This window comes from Haloterrigena salina JCM 13891 (assembly GCF_000337495.1).
Classification (GTDB): Archaea; Halobacteriota; Halobacteria; order Halobacteriales; family Natrialbaceae; genus Haloterrigena; species Haloterrigena salina.
The window spans coordinates 287,063-308,280 of sequence record NZ_AOIS01000037.1 but is presented as its reverse complement, the minus strand read 5'-3'; the positions used below and the strand labels follow the sequence as shown (position 1 = coordinate 308,280).

Below are 21,218 nucleotides of genomic sequence, written 5' to 3'. Positions count from 1 at the left end.
AGGTACCGGTCGTACCACTGAGGATCGTACTCGAAAGAGTTCCGACCGCTATAATCGCGATGAACTTCGCTACGTTTCGCTTCCGCGTATGCGTCGGACTCGAGTTACTCGACTCCGTTCCGTATCTGTAGCAAACTGTCACTATCGAACCTCCGAGGAAGCCGATGACCGCCCCTCCAACCACTACTTGGTGGTTTCCGAGAGAACTCTGGATCGTCTCCTTTCGAAGGAGGACAAAAAGAACGAGGAAAAAGAATAACCAGATGAAATTTTCCTTCGATTCACGTGCTGATTCTGAATTAGTCATCGTTTCATATCCACTAATTCAACTACTAACACGTATCGATGGAAACTCCACTTTTTACCTCCGAAGAACTTCGTACGAATCCTATCTGACGACGGTTTCCGATCACACTTCGACGACCGAAGCCGGTTTCGACGTGTGTCGCCGGCTGCCTCGAGTTGGAGTTCTGCAGCGACTTCGTCCGCCCCAACGAGGGCAGCGGAAGGTCGTCCGTATCGCGAGGACTCAGAGCCCGGACGGCACTGGATTCGCGCGGACCGCAACCGCAACCGTTGTCGCTCGACCGAACCGTTTCTTCCACCGAGACGCAGGTCAGTGGACTAATCTGTCGGGACGTTGCAGTCGGAAGTATGCCAGAGCGCCCAGAGCCGCCGGCGTGGGCCGTTGAGCAACCCGCCCTCACCGCGCTCGCGCTGATCGCCGTCGTTCTCGGACTCCACATTATCCTGCCGTACCTCCAGTACGTCCTCTTCGGGATCGTCCTCGCGTACATCCTCCTGCCCCTCCAGCGGCGACTCGAGCGGTACGTCCGGCCGATGATCGCCGCGTTCGTCTCCGTGATCACCGCGGTGGTCGTCATCTTGCTCCCGCTGGTGTACATCCTCAACGTCGCGCTCCGGCAGACCGGCCAGCTCGTGGACGCCGTCCGGAGCGGGGACGTCGATATCGGGATGATCGAGCAGGAAATCGCGGATCGGGGATACGAGGTCAACCTGACCGGGCTCTACGAAACGTATCAGGACTCGATCTCCTCCGGCGCACAGGGGCTCGCGACGGGCGTTCTCGACGTCGTCGGCGGGCTACCGGGGCTCATGATCGGGCTGACGATTACCCTGTTCGTCTGCTTCGCGCTGTTGCGGGACGGGGAGCAACTCATGGAGTGGCTGTATCGCGTCGTTCCGATCGACGACGAGATCCAACGGGAGCTGTTCGAGGAGCTGGACCAGCTCATGCAGGCCTCGGTGATCAGCAACGTCCTCGTCGCGGCCATTCAGGCGGTGTTGCTCGGCGCGGGGCTCGCAGTGCTGGGCATCCCCGCCGTCGTGTTGCTCACCGTGCTCACGTTCGTGCTCACCCTCCTGCCGCTGGTCGGCGCCTTCGGCGTCTGGCTCCCGGTCTCGATCTACCTCGCCGCGGTGGGTCGGCCTATCGCTGCCGGTGGACTGGTCGTCTACGGACTGCTCGTCACCGTCTCGGACACCTACCTCCGGCCGGCGCTCATCGGCCGCACGAGCGCCTTCAACTCGGCGATCATCGTGGTCGGCATCTTCGGCGGGCTCATCGCCTTCGGCGCGGTCGGACTGTTCATCGGCCCCGTCGTCCTCGGCGGCGCGAAGATCGTACTGGACGTCTTCGCTCGAGAGCGCACCGACGGGACGAGGACCGGAGCCGGGACCGCGACCGACGCGCCGGTCGAGGGGTCGCGGCCCGAGACCACCGACACGGAGGCAGCCGACCGAACGGCGTCGAACGCCGACGCGGAGCACGACGATGGCGTCGATTCCGATGCCGATGACGGTTCCGATTCCGACGCCTGATCGGCGGCCCTTCAGTCGTTCTTCCAGTCGCCCGGCTCGACACCGTGGATCTCGCCTTTCGCTTGCCGTCCCCCCGGCCACAGAGCGATCGCGATTACGCACGTGAAGAAGACGGCGAGCAGTGCCGCCACAGCCGTACCGGGGATCCCCGGCAGTTCGGCGGCTTCCGTCCACTGCTGTTCCGGGGTGAACAGCGTGATCTTGAACGCCCAGCCGACGCCGGCCACCGCGAAGAGCAGTCCGTACACGCGCCGTATCCGGCGGGAGAGCGCCTCTCGAGTCGAGACCTTGAATGTGGGGTTCCGGAGGTCGTCGCTCAGCTCCTCGCGCCAGGCAGGGTGTTCGACCCCGGTCGGTTCCAGCGCGTTCGCGAACACGTTCTCCTGAACGAAGCGGACACGGGCGCGCCAGTGGTCGTAGAACTGGTACCGACGCACCTCGAAGAACAGGAAGATCGACAGGACGAAGATCCCGATCAGGAGCAGGAACGCGGGCATGTTCCGACTCGAGAAAACGATCGACAGCACGGCGGCGAGCAGCGTGATCGCCCAGTCGGTCGTCCGGTCGATCCGGTCCTGCGCGCTGTTGGCCTGGCTGACCTCGCCGCGGTAGAAGTGCGGCAGGACGTCGAGCAGGAACTCGGATTCGCTCGCGACCGCCGCGCCGATCTCCTGATCTTCGCGATCGAGCGGACCGTCTCGGCCGGTGCGTTCGTTCCTCTCGTCTGCGTCACCGAGGGGGCGTTTTCGGTCGTCGCGTTCGGTCGTCCCGGCGTCGTCGCGTTCGTCGACCATGCGACCCCCCCGACACCGCCGGTCAGCTTAGTGGTCCGTGTAGCGACTGCAGGGGTCGTTACGGTCACGTCTATCGACGGCTACCCGATAGCCACGCCGAAACGAGTGCGTTCATTACCCCCTGCCCGCTAGAGGCGAGTATCGTGCCTCGGATCGAACGCCGCCGTCGACGCGGGGGGAGACGGATCGACTCGCTCGATCGAGATCACGCTTAGCCATGCACGGATCACACACCACGGGGAGCCCGTACGCTCCCCACACGGAGGAGGACCGCTCGGCGATGCTCGAGGCGGTCGGCGCCGAATCGGTCGACGACCTCTTCGATATTCCCGACGCCGTCGAGTTCGACGGGGAGTTCGGAATCGACGCGCGATCGGAACGGGAGACGAGGCGACTCGTCCGAACGATACTGGGACGCAACGACGACCTGACGGAGCTGCTCGGGCGGGGCCACTACGGCTACTACGTGCCGTCGCTGGTCGATCACCTCGCGGACCGCTCCGAGTTTCTCACCTCCTACACGCAGTACCAGCCAGAAATCTCGCAGGGGTTCTTACAGGCCCTGTTCGAGTACCAGTCGCTGCTGGTCGAGCTGACCGGTCTCGAGGTGGCTAACTGCTCGATGTACGACGCCGCGACGGCGCTGGGCGAGGCCGCCACGCTGGCCGAGCGCGTCCGCGACACCAGCGGCCACCGCGTGCTCGTCCCGGACCTCCTACTCGAGGGACGGCGCTCGACGCTCGAGAACTACGTCGCCGGCACGGACCTCGAGGTCGAAGAGTACCCCACCGACGACGCCAACGTCGACCTCGCGGCCCTCGAGGAGCTGGTCGACGAGGAGTGCGTCATGGTCTACGCCGAGAACCCGACAGTTCGGGGGACGATCGAGGAGGGCCTCGAGTCGGTCGGCGACCTCGCGAGCGATCACGACGCCCTGTTCGTCCTCGGCTCGGACCCGGTCGCGCTCTCCTTGTTACAGCGGCCGGCGGACGTCGGCGCAGACGTCGTCGTCGGCGACGCGAGCGTGCTCGGGCTGCCGACGAGCTACGGAATGGGACTGGGGCTGTTCGCCACGACGGACGACTACCTCCGACAGGTCCCCGGCCGGCTGGTCGGCGCCAGCGAGGACGCGACCGACCGGCGGGCGTTCACGCTCACCCTACAGACCCGCGAACAGCACATCCGTCGGGAACGAGCGACGAGCAACATCTGTACGAATCAGGCGTGGGTCGCGCTCCGAACCGCGATGCACGCCGCCTATCTGGGCCCGAACGGGATGGTCGACCTCGCCGAGCGCGGCGTCACCCGCGCCGAGGATCTCGCCGAGCGCCTCGACGATCTCGTCGGCGTTAAAGCGCCGGTCCACGACCGACACCACCTGCGGGAGTTCGTCGCCCGCGTCGACCAGCCCGCGCCGGCGATCGCGGACGACCTCGAGAAACGCGGTTTCGCGGTCCACGTCGTCGGCGACCACGAACTGCAGGTCTGCGTCGCCGGCGTCCCCGACGAGCGGATCGATCCGTTTGTCGCGGCGTTCCGGGAGGTGATTCGATGAGCGACCGAGACGAGAGCGACGCCGACCCGCGAGCCGAACAGGTCCGCTACGATCAGGCCCGCTACGTCGAGAACGGCCAGTACGAGCCCCTGCTCTCGGAGAAGGACCAGACCCGCGTCGAGATCGGCGCGAGCGACGGGGACGACGGTGACGACTCCGCGGACGGCGGCTCGCCCCTGCCCGACGATCTGACCCGGGACTCCCTCGAGTTGCCCGAGCTCTCCGAACCCGAACTGGCGCGCCACTACACGCGGCTCTCCCAGATGATCTACGGGATCGACAGCGGTCCCTACCCGCTGGGCTCGTGTACGATGAAGTACAACCCCAAGTTCACCGAGGACGTGGCGGCGCTCCCGAAAGTGGCCGTCCACCCCGATCGCTCCGAGCGGTCGGTCCAGGGAACCCTCGAGCTCATGTACCGACTCCAGGACTACCTGGGCCGGATCGGCGGGATGGACGCAGTGACGCTGCAACCGCCCGCGGGGGCGGCCGGCGAGTTCGTCGGCATCCGCGTCGCCGCGGCCTACCACGAGCACGAGGGCGAGGGCCACCGCGACGAGGTCATCATCCCCGAGAGCGCCCACGGAACCAACTTCGCGAGCGCGGCGCTGGGCGGCTACGAGGTCGTCTCGCTGCCCAGCGACGAGGGCGGCCGGGTCGACCTCGAGGCGCTCGAGGCGGCCCTCTCGGAGAACACCGCGGCGCTGATGCTGACGAATCCGAACACGCTCGGCCTCTTCGAGCGCGACATCGAGGAGATCGCCGAGATGGTCCACGACGTGGGCGGTCTGCTCTACTACGACGGGGCGAATTTGAACGCCCTGCTCGGTCGGGCCCGACCGGGCGACATGGGCTTCGACGTGATGCACTACAACGTCCACAAGACGTTCGCGACGCCCCACGGGGGCGGCGGCCCGGGCGCGGGCCCGGTCGGCGTCGTCGACGAGTTAGCACCGTTCCTGCCGGCGCCTCGCGTGCGATCGAACGGCGAGAGCAAGAGCGAGCCGGGCTACGAACTGTTTGACCCCGAACACACCATCGGCAAGGTCCACGGCTACCAGGGCAACTGGCTCGTCCTCGTCAAGGCCTTCGCCTACATCGCGCGGCTGGGCGACGAGGGGCTCGCCGACGCCAGCGCGACGGCAGTCCTGAACGCGAACTACCTCGCGAGCCGGATCGGGTACGAGGTTCCCTACGAACCGTTCCACCACGAGTTCGTCGCCAGCGCGGGCGACCAGGACGCCGCCGACGTCGCGAAACGGATGCTCGACTACGGCGTCCACCCGCCGACGACCAAGTGGCCCGAGATCGTCCCCGAGGCGCTGATGACCGAGCCGACGGAAGTCGAGGGGAAGGGGACGCTGGATCGGCTCGCCGCGGCCTTCAACGCCGTCGCGGCGGAGGACGACGAGACGCTCGAGTCGGCGCCGGAACGGACCACCGCGCGCCGGATCGACCAGACCAGCGCGGCGCGGTCGCCGCGGCTCTCGTGGCAGGCCCTCGAGCCCGAGTCCGAGTCCGACGAGTAATCGCCGCGGTGCGTTTCGCGCGCTGGTGAGTCGCGAGCCGTTGGATTCGAGACGGTCGACTTCGAGAGCGGTGGCTACCCGCTCGAGTTACCGACGATCGAAAAACGACTATCGGCGATCGAAATGTCGCGTCGAAGAGCCGGTTACGCGCTCGAGTCGACGGCGGTGCCGTTGTCGCCGATCTTCACGAAGCCGTAGTCACACTCCGGGCAGTGCCACTTGACCTTTTCGCCGAGGTGCAGCGTCGTGCTCGCCGCGCGGTAGAAGGTCCGTTCGGTGCCGCAGTTCGGGCACTCGTGATCGAGTTCCATGGCCATGCGCGGCGATTGGGCGCCGCGGGTGTAAAACGTACTGGTTGCGCCACGGCGGGCGTCCGAACCCGTTCGGCCCGTCGACGTCTCGTCCGTTCGAGTGCTCGAGCGGCGCCGGCAGGGATTAAGTGCGTCTCGTCCGTGCACACGGACATGTCGATCTACACAGGCCGCGGCGACGACGGGCAGACGGATCTCCGGGACATGAGCCGCGTCTCGAAGGCCAGTCCGCGCATCGAAGCCTACGGCACCGTCGACGAGCTCAACGCCCTCGTCGGGACGATCCGCCCGACCGGCCACGACGACGTCGACGAGCGGCTTCGGGAGATCCAGAACCACCTCCACGTCGCCCAGGCCGACTTCGCGAACCCCGATCCCGACGAGGACGACCCCGCGATCCGCGCCGACCACATCGAGACCGTCGAGGACTGGATCGACGAGTACGACGAGGAACTCGAGCCCCTGCGGTCGTTCATCCTGCCGACCGGCAGCGAGCGCGGCGCGCAACTCCACCACGCCAGAACCGTCTGCCGGCGCGCCGAGCGCCGGGCGGTCGCGCTGGCCGCGGAGGAGGAGATCAACGAGCAGGCCGTCCAGTACTTGAACCGGCTCTCGGACGGCCTGTTCACCTTCGGTCGCGTCGTCAACGCCCGCGACGGCGAACCGGAAGAGTCGCCCCAGTACTGATTCTACGACTCCGGATCGGCCGTCGGCTCGAGGCCGACTCGCGACCGCCCGAGGACGTCGGCGTAGCCCGACGCGGTGAGCTTCAGCGTGGGCACGCCGACGAAGATCAGCGTCTGGACGGTGAGCAGCGGGTCCGCGACGCCGACGCCGCTCTCGCGGAGCGTCGCCTCGAGCGCCTCGACGCCGGCCGCGACCTCTTCGACCGGCGCGTCGGCCGCCGTCGCTCCGACCGGCGTCGGGAGGTCCGCGACGATCGCCCCGTCTCGAGCGACGGCGAATCCGCCGCCCAGCTCCGCGACGCGCTCGGCGGCGACGACGGCGTCGGCGGTGTCCGCGGCGACGGTCGCCAAGCCAGGCGTCTCCCAGACCGCGGTCGTCGCGACGGCGCCCGTCTCGAGGCCGTAGCCGGCGAGAAAGCCAGTGAAGGCGCGATCGTCGGTCGCCGGGTCGCGGTCGATCAGCGTCGCCGTGAGGACGTCGGCGTCCGGATCGGGACCGAGTCGGGCGTCGGTCGCCGCGGTTCCGTCGCCGCGCTCGTCGGCTACGGCCTCGTGCACGGCGGGTTCGACGGTCGTCTCGGTCGTGACGAGCCCCTGACCGACTTCCATCGCGCGAACGACGCCGTCCGGCGCGGCCTCGAGCGGCGCGGTGAAGCGATCCGCGTCGCAGTCGACCGAAACGGTGTCGGTAACCGAGTCGGGATAGGGGTCGGTCCGCGGTTCGATGTTAGGCGTGCCGTCGGCCACGACGACCTCGCCGTCGGCGACCACGGTCTGGACGGCCATCGACTCGAGGCCGTCGACGACGAGTAGGTCCGCGAACGCGCCGGGCGCGACGACGCCCCGGCCCTCGAGGCCGAAGTGGGCGGCGGGGTTGCGCGTCGCGGCGTCGATCGCGTCCCGTTCGGGGACGTCGGCCTCGATCGCGCGCCGGACCACGTCGGCCATCCCGACCCCGTCGACGAGGTCTGCCGGCCAGACGCCGTCGGTCGACAGCGAGACGCTGCCGCGGTCGAGGTCGGGAGCGGCCGCGGCGAGCGCGTCGATATCGTCGCGGTTCGAGCCGCAGCGGCCGACGACGTGGATCCCGTGTTCGGCCCGCTCGCGGATCCCGTCGGCGTCGATCGCCTCGTGATCGTTGTCCACGACGGTCGCGAACGCGCGCAGCGAGTCACCGCGACAGCCCGCGCCGTGGCCCACGATCGTCGCGTCCGCGTCGCGAGCGCGGTCGTAGAGCCGTTCGACCGGCGACTCGCGGTCGACGACGTGGATCCAGTCGATCTCCCCGACGCCGACCACGCGCTCGCGCACGAGCAGATCGACGAACGCCTCGAGTTCCGCGTCGTCGCCCCGTTCGGGCTCGAAGGTGTCGACGAACCACTGGGGCGGCAGGGTGAGGTAGGCCGTCACCGGCAGGTCGGCGGTCCGCTCGAGGGTGAGCTCGACGCCGCGGCTGCCGAAGAGCAGTCCGAGTCCGGAGGTCTCGGTGACGATCGACGTAGTTCCCCCGGCGAGCATCGCCGGCGCGGCGCGCTCGGGCGTCACCTGGATGTCCGCGTGGGTGTGGGCGTCGATCAACCCCGGGAGGACGACCCGGTCGGACGCGTCGACGACCGTCGTGTCGGGCCCGATGACGGACTCGGCGTCCGTCAGTAGCGCGGCGATTCGGTCGCCGACGACGGCGACGTCCCGCTCGAGAAACTCCCGCCGGTTCGAGACGTACACCCGCCCGTTCGCGACGACCAGCTCGGCGGTCGCCCCCTCGCGCTCGAGGGCGATCGGCTGTAACTCGTTCATGCAGTGCTACTGGGCGCCTAGAGCCGTATGCTAACCGATCGCGGCAGGGACTCGAGCGGCCTGTGCGGGTTCTGTCCCCTGCGAAAGGACTATATTAACCGCCGGCCTCTCTGCGGTAGCGATTCGCATGAACAAGCACTTCGACGACAGCCGGTACTACCTCGCTCGCGCGGCCGAACACGCCAAACTCGGACTCACCGAAACGATCACACCGTACGCGACGCGGCTTCGCGCGGCCGTCGGCCGAGACGAACCGGAGCCGGACCCGTCCCGCCTCGAGGCGGTCCGCGACGAGTTGCTCGCCCTCGAGCGGCGGGCCGAGGGACAGGCCCGCGACGCGGTCGGCAGCGCTCGAGGGACGCTCTCGAGGCCCGAAGCGGACGAGCCCGCCGACGGACGGTGAAAGGAAGTCTTAAGTTGGACCCGCCGATACAACCCTCTGCGGGTTGGTGATCTAGTCCGGTTATGATACCTCCTTCACACGGAGGAAGTCGGCAGTTCAAATCTGCCCCAACCCATACCGTCTCTTTCGCTACAGTAAGTAGGTAGCCCCCGCCCCGTCCTGCGATTAGGGGTTGCGGTCCAAATGAATTGAACATGGGGCTTCCACAGTCCCTCTACCGTCTGGTGATTCTTGATGAGGTAGTCATCAATCAAAATAAAACTTGGTGTGAAGCAGTGATAAGGTCGGGGGATTGCCACTCTTCTCCACGGGCCATAGTCGTGTTCATTGAATGACGTTCTCAATAAGCCCAAGCACGCTTCGGCGAGAGCGAGCCGTCCATAAGGTGCCTATGATATTCTCTATGGGCGACCCTTGAGTACGAGTCCGATTCCATCTCGATAGAGGCGAGGGATTTCGTATATTCTCTGCTCGTCTTCCCCTCGTTTTTCTTCAAAAAAGCCAATATCAACCATCCGCTTTATTGCGTCTGCAGGTTTTGGTTCTAAATCCTCAAACATAAGAACCAAATCATCATGGGTGAATTCAGCCTGGGTTTTCCCATCAAATCGGTCAAAATGTTCATCCAGTTCCGGAAACTCGGTCAGATATGTCTCTCTACGCTGTTGTGAGACCTTTTCGTAAGCATCACGTACTGAGAGACCAGCAATCAATCGATCTTCAGAATCACTTTCTTTCCGTAATTGTATCTTCCTTGCTTCATTGCAGAAGGAAATTAGTTCTCTTGGGTATTTCCCTCCATGCCCATCACGTATTCGCTTAGTCATCCAATCAAACAGATCTGCCTCTCTTGGTCCGCTATACACTTGGTCTTCAAATACGGAATAAAACAGCTCTTCCTGCGTTTCTTTATCGAACTGTTCCACGTCGGATAGATCAATACTTGTTGATAAGGACTCTTCAATACCTTTTCTTATTAAATCAGATTGAAGCATACGCTTATTGATGAGTCTCAACAATTGTGTATCATTCCACTCAAGTTCTATCCTTTTATCCCAGATATGGCTCTTATTTGTGAAGTTCAAATCGCTCCAGATATCTGTTCTAAGAAGTATTTTAAGTCGAATATTTTCAAATCTACCCATAAAATTGAGTTGAACCCTAAATAGCGCTTCCAGAAGTTCTTTTCTTTCATCAAGATTTTTGCTTCTTAACTCATCTATCCGGTCCAACATCAACCAGACAGATTCGCCCTTTTCTTCCAAGATCCTCTGCTCATCCTCTAATAATCGGCTGATATCCAGAGATCTATCGTTACTAAATTCGATTGAAAAGTTACGATACGATACTTTGCCCTGTGATGGTGGATCGCCTACAACCTTTTCCCAAACGGTCTTGAGAGCCGGAATTATTCGCCAGTCAGGCTGCTCATCAAATGCTCGTAGTACATCTCCCAATTCACCCTCTGAATCGTATCCCTCTTCGCCAAGTCTTGAAGCAGTTTTGAGTCCAATATATATTCTCCAGAACCGCTCATATGAAAAATCATCCTGCTTCATCATCTCTTTTAGACTCCGAGTGTCTATACTCCTCACATCATTACCACCAGTTGCTTTGATAATGTGGGTGTTTTCTGGAAAACCATCGCCCAATATTCTTCGTGTTTCATCGGTATAATCGGTAAAAAGCCTAAATATAGCACTTTTACCGGACCCCTTTGGCCCCAGGATAATCAGTTTCTTACCATCAGATATGTCATTGAAGCTATGGGTTCTGACAAACCTCTTTGCTAACTCTTCCTCAGATTCGGCATTTACACTCCCGAAATCAAGTTCTGTTAGTAAATCATCCTTTGTTACCATGGGTCTCGGTAGTGGTACCGGGGTAATAAACTTCCTGACAATCCATCAAAATACGACTGTGGAAAAGGCTCATGGAATTACAGTGGAGAAGTAGCCGAAGAGATGCGAGAGAAGATACATCAGATAATGATTGTTTTATAATAAGGAGAAAAGTGAAGTTATCTTCGCCGTAAGTGGGTGTTCCTGTTAATGGAGACTAATCCATCTCGAACATCTCCCGACGGAGCTCTCGCTTCTCTACCTCACTGCGAGCATCATAGTGTTTTTCCAGTACGTCAACTGAGACGTCCATTCGGTCGCTTAGAAGCTCTTTAGAGTGACCGTCGTTCAGGAAGTTCGTGATAGCACTCCGTCGAAGAGGGTGAGGTGAGATGGAGCTAAGACAACCTGACGCCTTATTGTATTCGGTAGCTTCGCATTCCTCTATATTCCGACCATGGGACAGCTGTTTTCGTATTCACAGGGGCGAGACATGGCCCGAACCTTCTTTCGAAGTGTATTCCGGTGGGCACGACCACTTTCTGTCGTCAACAGTGGTCGGCGGCCTTCAGAGTCGGTTACGTCCTTACGACGACCATTGACGAAGTCGTTAATCACAACGCAAACCCATTCGTGAAGATTGACGTGCCGTTCAGCAGATGACTCGTTCTTGAGCGGCGTACCCTTATCAGGGCGATGTACTGTCTGGACGTACATATCGTCGCTATCGTAGTCTTTGAGGTCGATAGAGCGGGCCGTTCCGATACGCATTCCAGTGGTCCAGAGAAGAGTACGTGCTTCAGTGAGGCGTATTCGTATATTCGAAGACGTTTCAATATCCCTTTCCCTCGGTCTTGGTCTATCTTTTCGCCCCTAGTATCATCCTCTACGTTCGGCATGATGATGTTCTCGGAGACGCCTTCGAGGAGGTCGCGACTCTCGCACCAATTGATGAATATTCGGAGTGACGACATCTGGTTATACAGACTCGTCTCGGCAAGATCGTCGTCATCCCGCCGAGCCATCTGGAAGTCCGAAATGTGCCACCCGTCAACCGCGGCGACCTTATCGGGGCGATCCTCTGCCGACTCACACTAGGAAGTGAATTGCTTGAACTGTGACGAGTGGTTATACAGGGTCGAATTGGAAACATCGTCGCGGCGTTCGTTCAGGTAACGTTGCACGGCATCGGGAATTGTCATGTTCGGCTCATGTGGTGTTCCGAATCACCAGATACGGTAACAGAGAGTGTCGGGTATTCCACCTCCGCTGCGAACGTGGAAGGATGGTGCGTTGCGGGGCGGAACGGCCGCGAGCGGCAGCGAGAGGCCGTGACTCGGAAGTTTAAATCTACCCCAACCCACTACTTCTGTCGCGAACAACCTCGTGAGCGACAGAATCGTGACGGTGGGCAGATTTGAATCAGGGAGTGAAGCGAAGCGGAACGACCGTGGTTCAAATCTGCCCCAACCCATACGAACTACGTACGGATTGTAACCGTACGTTCTCCGGCGAGTGAAGCCTTGTACCGGCCGGATCGGGATTTTGAGTAGGATTTCAGGATTGTAGAACCCACTCAGTCGTTGCACGGAGGGTCGTCTCCGTCTGGGAATCCGGCTAAATGATTTACTCCGGTGCACACAGCAGGTGTCGATGCTGGCACCAGGCAGTGGTCGGTCAGTACGGGGCCGGTATCCTCGGTCTGTAATCGCCAAGGATACACAGACCCGGCTTCGAGAGCGCGGGTCTCGTCTCGTTCATGGACTAGACCAGGAGCTGGATGTCGGAGTCGGCCATATGTTGCAACGCGGTAGCCGCGCCGACGCCGGTCGTGACGCCGTCGTAAAAGTCGTCCTCGTCGTAGTCCATCAGCTCGATCGTCATCTGGCACGCCTGCAGATCGACGCCGCTCTCGAGCGAGAGATCGATCAACTCCTCGATGGTGGCGGTCCCGTTTTCGTCGATCTTCTTCTGCATCATCTTCGTGGCCATCGTGTCCATGCCGGGGAGCGCGGCGACGGCGTTCGGGACCGGCATGTTGGGATTGCCGACGGCGCTCAGCTTGAGATTCGTCGACTTCTCCTCGTGGAGGATGTCGAGCCCCCAGAACGTGTGGAAGACGACGACCTCCCAGCCGAAGGCGGCCGCGGTGCTCGCGAGGATCAGCGGCGGATACGCCATGTCGAAGCTCCCCTGGGTCGCGACGATGGTCATCTTCTTTTGATCGTCGCCCGCGTCCGCCTCCGCGAGTGACTCTTCTAATTCCTCGACGCGCTCGCGTAGCGCCTGCAGTTCGGCGGCGTCGAACTCGGATTCGGCGTCCGGTTCGTCGACCGACGTCGTTTGGTTGTCCGTGCTCATTATTCCGTTTTCTTCACGTAGTGGGTGTAGCGGTCGTCGGCTTCCTCCTGTTCGAGGAGCTCGACGCCGTCGGTGCCGTCGGCCCACCCCTGAATGTCACTCATGCTGCCCGAGTCAGTCGCGATCACTTCGAGGACATCGCCGGCCTCGAGATCGTCGATCGCTTGCTTGGTCTTCACAATGGGCATCGGGCAGGACTGTCCTTTCACGTCGAGCGTCTCCGTAACGGTGTATTCCGAACTCATGTTTATCGATGTGCTCTGTATTGGAGCTATCACACAATACCGGTCACGGGCATAAAAACCCATCGGAAATTGTACGATCAGCGAACATCCGTGCCGTGGGATCGGTCGCGATAGCGATGGGAAGATCGCACTCACGTGTTCAAACGGCCACATTCCGCTCGTTCGATTATCTGGTCGGCGTCGTTCCGAACGACTCGCGTATCGGAATTGTGCAATAGGGGAAATACCATGCAAATCCTTAAGTGATCGCAGGCGGTACTGAGAGATGTACAACATGGACGACACGGACTTTCCAACGCCGGACGTTGAGGTCGAATCGGTCAGCCCCGACGGGCTGAAGGAACGAATCGACGCGGGCGAGGACGTCACGCTCCTCGACACCCGCATGGGATCGGAGTACGAGGAGTGGCGAATCGACGGCGAGAACGTCGAGTCGATCAACATTCCGTACTTCGAGTTCCTCGACGACGAGATCGACGACGACGTTCTTGTGCAGATTCCCGACGACCGTGAAATCACGGTCCTCTGTGCGAAGGGCGGCTCGAGCGAGTACGTCGCCGGAGCGCTGAAAGAGCGCGGCTACGACGTCAATCACCTCGAAGAGGGAATGAACGGCTGGGCGCGCATCTACGAGCGCGTCGAGGTCGAGCGCTACGACGGTGCCGGGACGCTCTACCAGTACCAGCGTCCCTCGAGCGGCTGTCTCGGTTACTTCCTCGTCGACGGCGACGAGGCGGCCGTGATCGATCCGCTGCGCGCGTTCACGAGCCGGTACCTCGAGGACGCGGACGATCTAGGGGTCGATCTGCAGTACGCGATCGACACGCACATCCACGCGGACCACATCTCGGGCGTCCGCTCGCTCGACGCGGTCGGCGCCGAAGGCGTCATCCCCGAAGCGTCGGTCGACCGCGGCGTCACGTACGCCGCGGAACGAAGTTCCGCGAGCCCCGACTCGCAAGCTCGACGGGACGCCGACGAGATGACGCTGGCCGCGGACGGCGACGAGTTCGAGGTCGGCGACGCGACGATCGAGACCGTCTACACGCCCGGCCACACCTCCGGAATGACCTCGTACCTGATCGACGGCGAACTGCTGGCGACCGGCGACGGATTGTTCGTCGAGAGCGTCGCCCGGCCCGACTTAGAGGAGGGCGACGACGGCGCACCCGAGGCCGCGGCCCAGCTCTACGAGTCGCTCCAGGAGCGCGTCCTGACGCTGCCCGACGACACGCTCATCGGCGGCGCTCACTTCAGCGACGCAGCCGAGCCCGCCGAGGACGGTACCTTCACGGCACCGATCGGCCAACTCGAGGCGGAGATGGACGCGCTGACGATGGACGAAGACGAGTTCGTCGAGCTGATCCTCTCGGACATGCCGCCCCGACCGGCCAACTACGAGGATATCATCCCGACGAACCTCGGCCAACAGGAGACCGACGACGAAGAGGCGTTCGAACTCGAGCTCGGCCCGAACAACTGTGCCGCGAGCCAGGAGTCGCTCGCCGGTGACTAACCCCCAATGGTAGCTGATCCAGTCTCGCTCCAACTGACCGCCGAGCTGTTCCCCAACGGGATCGGCCGCTACGCCGTCGGTGGGTTACTCGTCGGTCTCGGAGCTGTCGTGATCTACATCGGGACCGGCATCCCGGCCGGAGCGAGTACGTTCCTCGAGTCGACGCTATCGTACGTCTCCGGGCAGTCGCGGTTCCAGCAGTACGTCTCGTCCCGGGATTGGCGCGTCGTGTTCACGCTCGGCATCATCCTGGGCGGACTGGCGTTCGCGGCGACGATCCAGTCCGGGCTGATCACGACTTCGCTCTACGAGGCCGGAACGACCGGCGAACTGTACGAAGTCGGCGGCGTGACGCTCTGGTCGACCGCCGTCCAGCCGTGGCGGCTGTTCCTGGGTGGCATCCTGGTCGGAATCGGCACCCGGATCGGCAAGGGATGTACGTCCGGCCACGGAGTCTGCGGCGTCGGTTCGGCGTCGAAGACGTCGCTCGTCGGCGTGGCGACGTTCCTGACCGTCGCCATCGGGACCGCTCAGATCGTTGCCGCGATGGGGGTGTCGCCATGAGCGAGGACCGCCACCCGCTGTTCATGCCGCTGATCTTCGTCGGCGGCCTGATCTTCGGGTTCGGGCTCGGGTTCAGCCAGATGGCGCGTCCGGAGGTCGTGCTGAACTTCCTGCAGTTCGAGGACTTCGGACTGCTGTTCGTCATGTTCGGCGCGGCGATCGTCTCCGGGATCGCCTTCGCCGTGATGCCCCGGATCCGAGACAACGCGCCGCTGACGGGCGATCGGTACGAACGTCGGCTGAAGCCGTTCGACCGGAACGTCCTTGTCGGCGGTGCGATCTTCGGCGTCGGTTGGGGCCTCTCGGGCATCTGTCCCGGCGCCGCCTACGCCAGTCTCGGGGTCGGCAACGTCACCATCCTGTGGGCGCTCGCCGGCATGTTCGCCGGTGCGTACCTGCAGGGCGTCTGGCGCAGCAAGCGTGCCACGACCGAGACCGCCCCGGCGGGTGCCGACTAACGCCGTTCGAATTTCGTGTCTCGAGAACTGAGACGGAGGATTTTCGCACACTAATGGATCCGGGAACGATACTACTGTTCGCAGCCGCCGCTATCGCGAGCCTGTTCATGGCCTGGGTGATCGGCGCCGGCTCGAGCGGCGCGACGCCGTTCGCACCGGCCGTCGGCGCCAACGCGATTCCGACGATGCGCGCGGCGTTTCTCGTCGGCATCCTCGGCTTCGCCGGTGCGGTGACCCAGGGAGGGAGCGTTTCCGAAGCCGTCGGGAGGGGCCTCGTCGACGGGGTCAGCCTCCCGGTCAGCGGCGTCATCGTGGTCTTACTGATCGGCGCCGGACTGATGGCGATCGGTATCTACACCGGCTACCCGATCGCGACCGCGTTCACCGTGACGGGGTCGGTCATCGGCGTCGGCTTCGCGCTCGGCGGGGAACCGGCCTGGGGAAAGTACGCCGAAATCGGCGCGGTGTGGGTGCTCACGCCGGTCGTCGGCGGGGGAATCGCCTACGGGATCGCGAGCGTCCTCCCGCGACCGGACGTTCCGGAAGACGTCAGCATCCCGATTCTCGCCGGAATCGTCGGCACCGTCGTCGCGAACCTCGAGTTCGCGTTCCTCTCGTCGGTCGGGGGAACGCTCGCCGCCGCCGGCGTCACCGCGGTTCCAGTCGACGGCACCGCCGCCACGGCCGTGATTTCGCTCGGTCTCGGCACGCTCGTCGCGGCGGCCGTCCGCTGGGACGTCGGTCGCGATCAGGCCGACGGTCTGCGCCGGTTCCTGCTCTCGCTCGGTGCGCTCGTGGCGTTCTCGGCTGGTGCGAGTCAGGTCGGGCTGGCCGTCGGACCGCTGTTCCCGCTGCTCGAGGACCTGCCGGCGGTGTCGCCGATCGCGGTGCTGCTCGGCGGCGGCGTCGGGATCCTCGTCGGCTCCTGGACGAGCGCACCGCGGATGATCAAGTCGATCTCCCAGGAGTACGCGTCGCTGGGGCCGCGCCGATCGATCTCGACGCTCGTCCCCTCGTTTCTCATCGCCCAGACCGCGGTCCTGCTGGGGGTGCCGGTCTCGTTCAACGAGATCATCGTGAGCGCCATCGTCGGCAGCGGTCTCGCGGTCGCCGGCGGGGCCGGCGTCAGTCCTCGCAAGCTGGGACTCACCGTCGTCGCCTGGGTCGGATCGTTCGCGCTCGCGTTCGGACTCGGCTACGGATCGATGCTGGTCATAGGTAACTGACGACCTCTCGCGAGCAGTATCCGTTCACCCAACACGCTCAACACGTCGGCACCGGGTAGTAGCCGTCTGTCGCTGTGGAAATCCCGTCGCACCGTCTACTACTTCGTACTGGTAGTCGTATCGACCGTCTTCTTTACTCCTGTACAACTACGGCATGACCGCGTGGAAGCCGTCCGCAGCCGCTGTATCAGTCCCTCGAGATCGTCTTTCAGACGTACACGACGACGGGATACGGCCAAGACGCGCCGTGGCGGACGCCGCAGATGAACCTGCTGGCGACCGGAATGCAACTCGCCGGAATCGGGCTCATTCTCACCGCCGCGGACGTGTTCGCGGTTCCGTGACTCCAGAACGCGCTCGCGCCGTCGGCACCGACGGCGGCGACGGATCTGGAGGATCAGATCGTCATCTGCGAGTACTCCCCTCGCGGCGAGGCGTTCCTCTCGGAACTCGAGTCGCGGGACCGGGAGTACGCCCGCCCCGGAAGTGTTCGGGACCGACCGTCCGGCGGCGTTCTTCGAAGAACACGGGGACGGAATCCGACGGTCATACCCGATGCTACGAACGCCCGGGATCTCGGCTGACGCGGTATCCCCGCTCTCGAGGAGGGATCTACGGGAGCAACCGGCCGATCAGCGGTCGGTTCTCGGCGACGATCCGATAAACGCCCTCGCGAACGGACTCGTACCCGGGAATTCCCCGGAAGAGCGGTAACAGACGCGATGGCGGCAGCCCCGTGAGTTCGTAGGCGCGCTCCATCGCCTCCCCACAAGAGTAGACGGCCCTCTCGGTGACGAGGTGAGCGCACTGCTCGTACTCTGCGGGGAGCCGGTCTCGCAACTCCGGAGTCAGCTCGGAGAAGCCGACGATGTCGATGGCCGCGCGGCGATCGACGAACCGCGCCGCGCGCGTACAGACTCCGCAGTCGTCGTCGTAGACGAGCGTCGGTGGAGGCGATGGAGACATACTCGAGGCGAAGTCGTGCGTGAGGAGGTTCCGAACGCACTAAAATCACGCTCCAAATGACTATCCTCGCGGTTCACGTTCGCGCTCTCATGCCATCGGAGTCGGACGACGTGCGCGTGTGGCTCGTCGAGCGCGACTACAACAATCGCGATATCATCGTCCCGACGTACGCGACGCCCGACGGGACTCGGGCGTTCCGGCGGGAACTCGCGCCACGAGCGATCGATTTGGACTCGGTAACCGCAACCGAGGACGTCTCTCTCGACGACCTCTCGAGCGTCGGATTCGACGAGCCCGTACAGTAGTCGCCGTCGCGTATCCAACCCGTCGAGAGCGGTCGAACGCTTCGTCCGAAACGGTCGGAATACTCGCCTCGCAGAGGGGCCGAAGATCCAGCGGGGTAGCGGGCCGTCCGCGGGTTCGACGAACCCTTCGTGGAGCATCTTGAGGTAGGTGCGTATCTCGACAGCGGGTCCTACAACGAGGACTCGGCGCGTGCGCTTAGTGAATCTACTTCGCAGTCCTTTTGGTACAATCTGTGGCTGACCGCGAAAGCGTGCCGATGAGCGCGACCAGACAAACGTCGAACTCCTCCCATCTGTCAGCCGCGTCTTAAACGCGCCTTGACTCGCTTTTTTGAGAGTGCTATCTCATGCCCAATAATCGCGTAGGCTACCCTATCGGGTAACTAAGATGATCCCAATAACTGCGAACGCTATCCCAGCAAATCTCGTTATCGTAACTTCGTCTCCGAGAATGACCATTCCGATGAGAGCCGCGACGACGAAGTACATCGCACCGAGAGTAGAGATGACGGTCGTTGACCCTCCGGAAAGACCGATGTACATCGAAATCAGACCTGTTCCGGTGAACAATCCGGCAGTGCCAGCGAGCAGTCCGCCCCTCGCAGTAATGGCGAGCGATGCGTCTGAAACGAGGATGTATCCGAGTGCAAGGGGTCCCGCAACGAGATAGGTGATTGCAGCGGCCGTCCTCGGGTCGATAGACTCCGACGCAGCGTTGCCCAAGACTACCCAAATTCCCCAAGCGACCATCGTAATCGAACCGAAGAACACAGCCGAATCTATCTCAGGGAACTCCATCATGGTGATTCAACGGAATAGTCGAATAGCGACACCCAGAAACGCTCGAAGCGACTGGTATCGAACGGTGGGGTGACCCCGGCGGGGAGGTAGAATTTCGGTTCAGTGTTGCTACCTCGGTCATCGGCATGGTATCTCCGTGCCATACATACTGCATACCGACCGTGCCCGCATCGGTCTCTCTCTTAATCGAATAATCCATTTATATCGGGTCTAGGAGATCTCACGCATTCCTGACCGCGTTCGCAGGTTGCTCGGTGAATGCAGCGAGGACGACGAGAGCGAGCAAAACGGACGATTATCGCCCCGAGAACTCCACGAGAGATTTCGATGCGCGTTTATCCTCGGTCTGAGTAGTGTACCACCAACTCCGCCGGACCGCTCTCTTCTATTGTCCCCAGCAGCCTCCGTTTCACTGCCCAATAGAACAGCGCCCGACTGCTGAACGCAGACTCCGTATGTAGTGTTTCACTGACGTCGATTCGGAACTCAATACCAATTTCCACACATTCTCTGCATGAAGTAAACCAATTATGATAGTTCCTAGGGGATTTGCCAAATATACATGTTCATATATTAAAGACACCTACCCGATAGAACAGTGACCGATATTAAAGCAGTTGTCCGAGTCGAGCACCCCGACATAGTGCTCACGAAGACAGTCACTCACGACCAGAGTTCGAAAGTCGAATCGGTATTAGAGGCAGGAACTGACCCTACATCGGGGAAATTCTTCTATCGAATACAGTCATCTGATTTCCGCCAGTTCGAAGACGGATTGCGAAATGATCACACCATTGGCGAGTTTGAACGAGTTATCGAAACCAGAGACGAGAAGGCGATCTATAGCTTCGAGTACACAGACGAAGCGAAGATCATCTCCCCAGTTATTTCGACCGCGAATGGTATTATACTCGATATGAAGAACGACGGAAACGGTTGGATTCTAACAGTATGGATGCCCGACCGGACGAATCTGGCCCCTCTATGGGACTATGCGGAACGGAACGACATTGATATCGAGTTACTGCGCGTGAACGAATACGCTAGTTTAGGGAATACGGACGCGGGATTGACCGATAGCCAACGAGAAGCACTCCTCGTCGCACTCGACACAGGGTATTTCGAAGACCCGCGGAACGCAACTCTCAGCGACGTCGCCGCTGATCTGGATATCTCTCAACCTGCAGCCAGTGGTCTCCTTCGACGTGGGACCAAACGACTCATCGTTTCTTCCCTGGTAGATGACGGTGAAAACCCAGATTGATCAACGGCTACTCGGTGCAGTGGCGACGATATCACCCTGTGGGCACGATGTGTCTTCGTCAGCGTCCTAGGGTGAGTGTCGTGACCGAAACGCGCTCCGTATTCAGCACGCCGCGAATGACATCTACCGAAACTAGCAGAATAGTTTACAGTGTAGATCAATTATATATGGCTGATCGCGAATGGCGTCGTCACCGGCAAGGACATCACGAAGGGGCGACGGATGCGCCGGCAAGTGATGCCATCAGAATTTCTCACTTAGTTCAATTTCGCCACGGCGGTCATCGATGTCACTGTCAGAAAAGGTCGGCCTGAATCCGCTCCAGCGGAACTAATATTGTACGTCCAGTCCAATTGTAATCATGACTTCGATGGACCGAGAGTTGACCGAAGACGACGATCCGACCGACGCGGCGTATCGCGAGATCGGCCGCGGATTGTTGGAGGAGGAGTGGGACCGAACTCGAGTCTGGCACACCTCTACCGAGGGGAAATTCACCGGATGAAGGTCTGGCGCGAACGGCTCGACCAAACGACCTACTGGGCGATCGTCATCATGAGCGCGATTCTGACGTGGACCTTCTCGAGTCGGAACAACCCCCATTATGTCCTCCTCCTAGGTGTGCGGCGTTAACCGCGTTCTTGGTCATCGAGGTTCATTGAGGAGGTCCCGTTCAGTGGCCCGTTCGACGCCATCCAACCACCGATCTATCGAGCCGATGGACCGTCCGTTCCCACTCAGGACGAACGCTTAA

General features: G+C 61.8%; 20 protein-coding genes, 1 tRNA gene and 2 pseudogenes. 15 read left to right on the top strand and 8 right to left on the bottom strand.

What is annotated here, in order from left to right:
* Nucleotides 1-654: 654 nt before the first annotated feature.
* Nucleotides 655-1,842: an AI-2E family transporter gene (locus C477_RS12120; protein WP_008894788.1), complete on the top strand. Its 1,188-nt coding sequence runs from the start codon at nucleotides 655-657 to the stop codon at nucleotides 1,840-1,842.
* An 11-nt stretch (nucleotides 1,843-1,853) separates the two neighbouring features.
* On the opposite strand, the gene C477_RS12115 is transcribed toward C477_RS12120, so the two are convergent.
* Nucleotides 1,854-2,636: a DUF2270 domain-containing protein gene (locus C477_RS12115; RefSeq protein WP_008894787.1), complete on the bottom strand. Its 783-nt coding sequence runs from the start codon at nucleotides 2,634-2,636 to the stop codon at nucleotides 1,854-1,856.
* Between the two features lie 217 nt (nucleotides 2,637-2,853).
* On the opposite strand from C477_RS12115, the gene gcvPA reads away from it, so the two are divergent.
* Entirely contained in the window at nucleotides 2,854-4,191 is a 1,338-nt protein-coding gene (gene gcvPA / locus C477_RS12110; protein ID WP_008894786.1) for an aminomethyl-transferring glycine dehydrogenase subunit GcvPA, read from the top strand.
* Nucleotides 4,188-5,720 carry an aminomethyl-transferring glycine dehydrogenase subunit GcvPB gene (gcvPB, locus tag C477_RS12105; RefSeq protein ID WP_008894785.1) on the top strand — a complete coding sequence of 511 codons (1,533 nt, stop codon included), beginning with the start codon at nucleotides 4,188-4,190 and terminating at the stop codon, nucleotides 5,718-5,720. Before gcvPA ends, gcvPB begins: the two co-directional genes overlap by 4 nt.
* A gap of 143 nt (nucleotides 5,721-5,863) precedes the next feature.
* Here the strand turns inward: gcvPB and C477_RS24135 are convergent, their stop codons facing one another.
* Complete coding sequence (locus tag C477_RS24135) at nucleotides 5,864-6,037, bottom strand: DUF7838 family putative zinc beta-ribbon protein (RefSeq protein WP_164721982.1); 174 nt, start codon at nucleotides 6,035-6,037, stop codon at nucleotides 5,864-5,866.
* A gap of 147 nt (nucleotides 6,038-6,184) precedes the next feature.
* Between C477_RS24135 and C477_RS12100 the strand changes: the two genes are divergently transcribed.
* The gene (locus tag C477_RS12100) at nucleotides 6,185-6,718 is read left to right on the top strand and encodes a cob(I)yrinic acid a,c-diamide adenosyltransferase (protein ID WP_008894783.1); all 534 of its coding nucleotides are present in this window, start codon (nucleotides 6,185-6,187) and stop codon (nucleotides 6,716-6,718) included.
* Between the two features lie 2 nt (nucleotides 6,719-6,720).
* On the opposite strand, the gene C477_RS12095 is transcribed toward C477_RS12100, so the two are convergent.
* Nucleotides 6,721-8,514 (bottom strand): adenine deaminase C-terminal domain-containing protein, encoded by a 1,794-nt coding sequence (locus tag C477_RS12095; RefSeq protein ID WP_008894782.1) that lies wholly within the window; start codon nucleotides 8,512-8,514, stop codon nucleotides 6,721-6,723.
* Between the two features lie 127 nt (nucleotides 8,515-8,641).
* Here C477_RS12095 and C477_RS12090 point away from each other — a divergent pair, with 127 nt between their 5' ends.
* Together C477_RS12090 and C477_RS12085 are read left to right on the top strand one after the other, a co-directional pair.
* Nucleotides 8,642-8,917 carry a DUF7553 family protein gene (locus tag C477_RS12090; protein ID WP_008894781.1) on the top strand — a complete coding sequence of 92 codons (276 nt, stop codon included), beginning with the start codon at nucleotides 8,642-8,644 and terminating at the stop codon, nucleotides 8,915-8,917.
* A gap of 40 nt (nucleotides 8,918-8,957) precedes the next feature.
* Nucleotides 8,958-9,032, top strand: a tRNA-Val gene (locus C477_RS12085).
* A gap of 286 nt (nucleotides 9,033-9,318) precedes the next feature.
* Here the strand turns inward: C477_RS12085 and C477_RS22920 are convergent.
* The 3 genes from C477_RS22920 to C477_RS12070 all read right to left on the bottom strand — a co-directional run bounded on the left by C477_RS22920 (nucleotide 9,319) and on the right by C477_RS12070 (nucleotide 13,364).
* On the bottom strand, nucleotides 9,319-10,779 hold the full coding sequence (locus C477_RS22920) for a P-loop ATPase, Sll1717 family (protein ID WP_008894780.1): 1,461 nt from the start codon (nucleotides 10,777-10,779) through the stop codon (nucleotides 9,319-9,321).
* 1,743 nt (nucleotides 10,780-12,522) lie between these two features.
* Complete coding sequence (locus C477_RS12075) at nucleotides 12,523-13,119, bottom strand: DsrE/DsrF/DrsH-like family protein (protein ID WP_008894778.1); 597 nt, start codon at nucleotides 13,117-13,119, stop codon at nucleotides 12,523-12,525.
* Nucleotides 13,119-13,364, bottom strand: coding sequence for a sulfurtransferase TusA family protein (locus tag C477_RS12070; protein WP_008894777.1), 246 nt, complete (start codon nucleotides 13,362-13,364; stop codon nucleotides 13,119-13,121). Before C477_RS12070 ends, C477_RS12075 begins: the two co-directional genes overlap by 1 nt.
* 274 nt (nucleotides 13,365-13,638) lie before the next feature.
* On the opposite strand from C477_RS12070, the gene C477_RS12065 reads away from it, so the two are divergent.
* The 5 genes and pseudogenes from C477_RS12065 to C477_RS24545 form a co-directional block, all read left to right on the top strand.
* Complete coding sequence (locus C477_RS12065; protein WP_008894776.1) at nucleotides 13,639-14,880, top strand: MBL fold metallo-hydrolase; 1,242 nt, start codon at nucleotides 13,639-13,641, stop codon at nucleotides 14,878-14,880.
* 6 nt (nucleotides 14,881-14,886) lie between these two features.
* Nucleotides 14,887-15,444, top strand: coding sequence for a YeeE/YedE family protein (locus tag C477_RS12060; protein WP_008894775.1), 558 nt, complete (start codon nucleotides 14,887-14,889; stop codon nucleotides 15,442-15,444).
* On the top strand, nucleotides 15,441-15,902 hold the full coding sequence (locus tag C477_RS12055) for a YeeE/YedE family protein (RefSeq protein ID WP_008894774.1): 462 nt from the start codon (nucleotides 15,441-15,443) through the stop codon (nucleotides 15,900-15,902). The genes C477_RS12060 and C477_RS12055 overlap by 4 nt, the downstream gene beginning before the upstream one ends.
* A gap of 53 nt (nucleotides 15,903-15,955) precedes the next feature.
* Nucleotides 15,956-17,128 carry an inorganic phosphate transporter gene (locus C477_RS12050; protein ID WP_008894773.1) on the top strand — a complete coding sequence of 391 codons (1,173 nt, stop codon included), beginning with the start codon at nucleotides 15,956-15,958 and terminating at the stop codon, nucleotides 17,126-17,128.
* Nucleotides 17,129-17,194: 66 nt separating this feature from the next.
* A pseudogene (locus tag C477_RS24545) lies at nucleotides 17,195-17,601 on the top strand (potassium channel family protein); the annotation flags it as partial.
* A 139-nt stretch (nucleotides 17,602-17,740) separates the two neighbouring features.
* Here the strand turns inward: C477_RS24545 and C477_RS12045 are convergent.
* Nucleotides 17,741-18,094 (bottom strand): thiol-disulfide oxidoreductase DCC family protein, encoded by a 354-nt coding sequence (locus C477_RS12045; RefSeq protein WP_008894771.1) that lies wholly within the window; start codon nucleotides 18,092-18,094, stop codon nucleotides 17,741-17,743.
* 89 nt (nucleotides 18,095-18,183) lie between these two features.
* Here C477_RS12045 and C477_RS12040 point away from each other — a divergent pair.
* Nucleotides 18,184-18,375 (top strand): annotated as a pseudogene (locus tag C477_RS12040) (hypothetical protein); the annotation flags it as partial.
* Between the two features lie 396 nt (nucleotides 18,376-18,771).
* On the opposite strand, the gene C477_RS12035 reads toward C477_RS12040, so the two are convergent.
* On the bottom strand, nucleotides 18,772-19,197 hold the full coding sequence (locus C477_RS12035; RefSeq protein WP_008894769.1) for an EamA family transporter: 426 nt from the start codon (nucleotides 19,195-19,197) through the stop codon (nucleotides 18,772-18,774).
* A 601-nt stretch (nucleotides 19,198-19,798) separates the two neighbouring features.
* On the opposite strand from C477_RS12035, the gene C477_RS12030 reads away from it, so the two are divergent.
* From C477_RS12030 to C477_RS24530, 3 genes are all read left to right on the top strand, one after another.
* A complete protein-coding gene (locus tag C477_RS12030; RefSeq protein ID WP_049914504.1) occupies nucleotides 19,799-20,464 on the top strand; it encodes a helix-turn-helix domain-containing protein in 666 nt (221 codons plus the stop codon).
* Nucleotides 20,465-20,825: 361 nt separating this feature from the next.
* On the top strand, nucleotides 20,826-20,969 hold the full coding sequence (locus C477_RS24535; RefSeq protein WP_239641872.1) for a hypothetical protein: 144 nt from the start codon (nucleotides 20,826-20,828) through the stop codon (nucleotides 20,967-20,969).
* Nucleotides 20,966-21,097 (top strand): DUF2270 domain-containing protein, encoded by a 132-nt coding sequence (locus tag C477_RS24530; RefSeq protein WP_008894767.1) that lies wholly within the window; start codon nucleotides 20,966-20,968, stop codon nucleotides 21,095-21,097. The genes C477_RS24535 and C477_RS24530 overlap by 4 nt, the downstream gene beginning before the upstream one ends.
* Nucleotides 21,098-21,218 lie beyond the last annotated feature (121 nt).